We start from the raw sequence: 2,773 nt of genomic DNA, 5'->3' as shown, positions 1-2,773 counted from the left end.
CATACGATGGTTTTTCGTAACAAAGCCGTCTATGTAAATTCTCTGTTTCCGCTTCACGTTCCACCAGGCCGGGGGATCCATGTCATGGTGTAATAATTGTGGGACCTTTCGACTTCGGTCAAAATTCATATCCGGATCACGCAGGGAATCGAGAACCACTCCAAAGATCACCGAATTGGTTGTGCCATGTGTGGTTCCCAGCGGGATTCCCAGCGCAGCTAAATCCATATGACTCAATTTCTTCAACTGCTGCAGTTTAATTTTACTTACATCTTCAGTCAGTGTGTGCAGCGCCACATGACTGTTCGGCGCGCCGGGAATCACAGCGCCTGCCACTTTTCCGCCATGGCAGTTGAAACAGTTCATGACCCAGTTCTGTTCCGGAGTGACGACATATCCTAAAGGAGCCGCTTTGACATCAGGACGTTCCATGATTCCGTAATACGAAAAGATCATACTGCGACGTTCTTCCGGTGACGCCTGTTTGGCTTTCTCCTGCAATTCCGGCGGCCAGACTTTCCAGAGATCTTCAAATACCGCCTGATCAAAATCAGGTGGTAAATACGCTTGGGATGTCAACCGGCGATATCCACGTTCGGCCGGGGTTTCTTCCGCAGCCAGTGGGAAAATAGAACCACAGGACAAACACAAAATACAGATCAAACGACAGAGAGTTCGCATGGAATCTTTCTTCTTGAAATTCTATTCATTTGAAAATGAGACTACGGAAGAAATGGGAACAACATCTTAATATTTTCATCAGTCAAGGGAGATCCATATTCGCAGGGTTCGTAAGCTTCGATGAACTGGATCTCTTTACCCCGTTTTTCTCCATAAGTCTGGATTATCAGATCGCGATATCGGTCTGCCAGAGGAGCAATCCGGGCCTGCATCTTGCCACTCAGCCAGGCTTTCCGCTCTGATGCTTCAGACGGCACTTCATCTTCATAAAAATGGTTATAAGGCAGCCAGTCATAAAACTGAGAACGATGGCAATCAAGCGCATCCACCAGCCGATCCCACACAGGTTCTACATCAACCACGACAGTGGGAGAGAAGGGGTAAGGGCGCGTGAAATGATCAGATAAATACGCGATTACAGGGTTCTTTCTCAGTGCCGGGACATCAGGGACGATGGGAGGCACCGTCACCATATAGGCGGCGTCACAAACCAGTTGTGAGGTATACCGGTGATCGGGATGATAATCATTGGGTCGGTGAGTCAGAATCAGATCGGGCTCGAACGTGCGAATCAGGCGAATGATCTCGAAACGGGCTTCAATGGTCGGTTGCAAATATCCATCCCTGTTTCCGAGTACATCATATTCCACCCCCAGCGATTCTCCTGCAGCAGTGGCCTCAGCCCGTCGAATTTCGGCTAACTCAGGGCCAGAAAGTCGTTGATGGCCTGATTCCCCGTTGGTGACACTCACGAACTTCACGACATGCCCTGCCTGCTGGTATAAAGCAGCTGTCCCTCCCGCTTTGATGTCGCAATCATCCGGATGAGCGCCAAAAACCAGGATTCGTAACGATTGATCTGCCATAGAGTTCTAAACCTTCACCCAATTATATAGAATAACACCAGTTTGACGAGGATGATTTTCCTTCAACAATAGTACTCTAGTTGTACCGGAAGGGTTTCGGATTCTCCAGTATGAACGAAACGCTGTGTTGAACTTTTGACCGGTATTTTGTGTCCATCCAGTAAGTTCATTTTGAATTGCTGTTTTTCTGAGGATATGAGCAAATGTCATTACCTGTGATTGATAAAAAAGAGGAAATCTATGAAGATCCTCTTGATCTGATGGATGAAATCGATGTGCTCAAAAAAGAAAAAGACGCAACGCTTCTGGCTCACTTCTACATCGATGGCGATATCCAGGAAATCGCTGATTTTACAGGAGACAGCCTGAAACTGGCACGCGACGCCGTGAACGTGAAGACATCCACGATTGTCTTCTGTGGTGTCCATTTCATGGCCGAATCAACCAAGATTTTGAGCCCGGAAAAGCGAGTTCTCTTGCCGGATCTCAATGCCGGCTGTTCTCTGGCTGACAGTTGCCAATATGACGATCTGGATCAGTTTCAGAAAAAACTTCGTGCAGAAGGCCGCGATTTCGAAACGGTTGCCTATATTAACACCACTGCCAAAGTCAAAAGTCTGTGCGACTGGATTGTGACGAGTGGAAATGCACGGGAAATCATTGATCGCGTCCCGAAAGGGAAAGAAATCTTATTTGTGCCCGACCAACACCTGGGGCGTTACCTGCAGGAAGTCACCGGCCGCCAGATGATTCTGTGGCCCGGAGCCTGTATGGTTCACGAAATCTTCAGTGTTCAAGACCTGCTGCGTGCCAAAAAGAATAATCCGGGTTCTCTGGTCTTAGCGCACCCGGAATGTCCCCACAAGATCCTGGAAGTGTCCGATTTCATCGGGGGTACCGAGAAGTTACGGCAATACGTCATGTCGATCAAAGAACCGGGAACCTTTCTGATCGCCACAGAAGCCAACATGATTCACCCTTTGCACAAATCGGCTCCACAGCATACCTATATTCCCGTTCCGGGAATAATGACTTCCACAGGTGAAACCTGTGCCTGCAATCGTTGTCCTCACATGGCGTTGAATACGTTGCAGAAGGTCCGTGACTGTCTGAAATTCGGCAAACCGGAAATTGAATGGCAGCCCTATTTCGACAAGGCAAAAGAAGTCCTGCAACGCAGTCTGCTGCAGTAGCTCTGCTCCGTGCATCTGCAAACAAAACATGCT

General features: G+C 48.4%; 2 protein-coding genes and 1 pseudogene. 1 reads left to right on the top strand and 2 read right to left on the bottom strand.

Annotated elements, in window-relative coordinates; genetic code table 11:
* Both Q0294_RS00015 and Q0294_RS00010 read right to left on the bottom strand, forming a co-directional pair.
* Positions 1–681, bottom strand: a pseudogene (locus Q0294_RS00015) (cytochrome c); the annotation flags it as partial.
* Positions 682–722: 41 nt separating this feature from the next.
* The gene (locus tag Q0294_RS00010; protein ID WP_299459337.1) at positions 723–1,547 is read right to left on the bottom strand and encodes a PIG-L deacetylase family protein; all 825 of its coding nucleotides are present in this window, start codon (positions 1,545–1,547) and stop codon (positions 723–725) included.
* Between the two features lie 203 nt (positions 1,548–1,750).
* Between Q0294_RS00010 and nadA the strand changes: the two genes are divergently transcribed.
* Positions 1,751–2,740, top strand: a complete 990-nt coding sequence (gene nadA / locus Q0294_RS00005; RefSeq protein WP_299459335.1) for a quinolinate synthase NadA — start codon at positions 1,751–1,753, stop codon at positions 2,738–2,740.
* Positions 2,741–2,773: the final 33 nt, after the last annotated feature.

The sequence above is a fragment of the uncultured Gimesia sp. genome, assembly GCF_937919775.1.
GTDB lineage: Bacteria > Planctomycetota > Planctomycetia > Planctomycetales > Planctomycetaceae > Gimesia.
The sequence above is the reverse complement of the archived record's forward strand: the minus strand, read 5'-3'. Positions and strand labels throughout refer to the sequence as shown.

Coding starts and splice junctions, on each gene's coding strand:
- Q0294_RS00010 (WP_299459337.1), bottom strand. CDS start 1,547: ATGGCAGATCAATCGTTACGAATCCTGGTTTTTGGCGCTCATCCGGAT.
- nadA (WP_299459335.1), top strand. CDS start 1,751: ATGTCATTACCTGTGATTGATAAAAAAGAGGAAATCTATGAAGATCCT.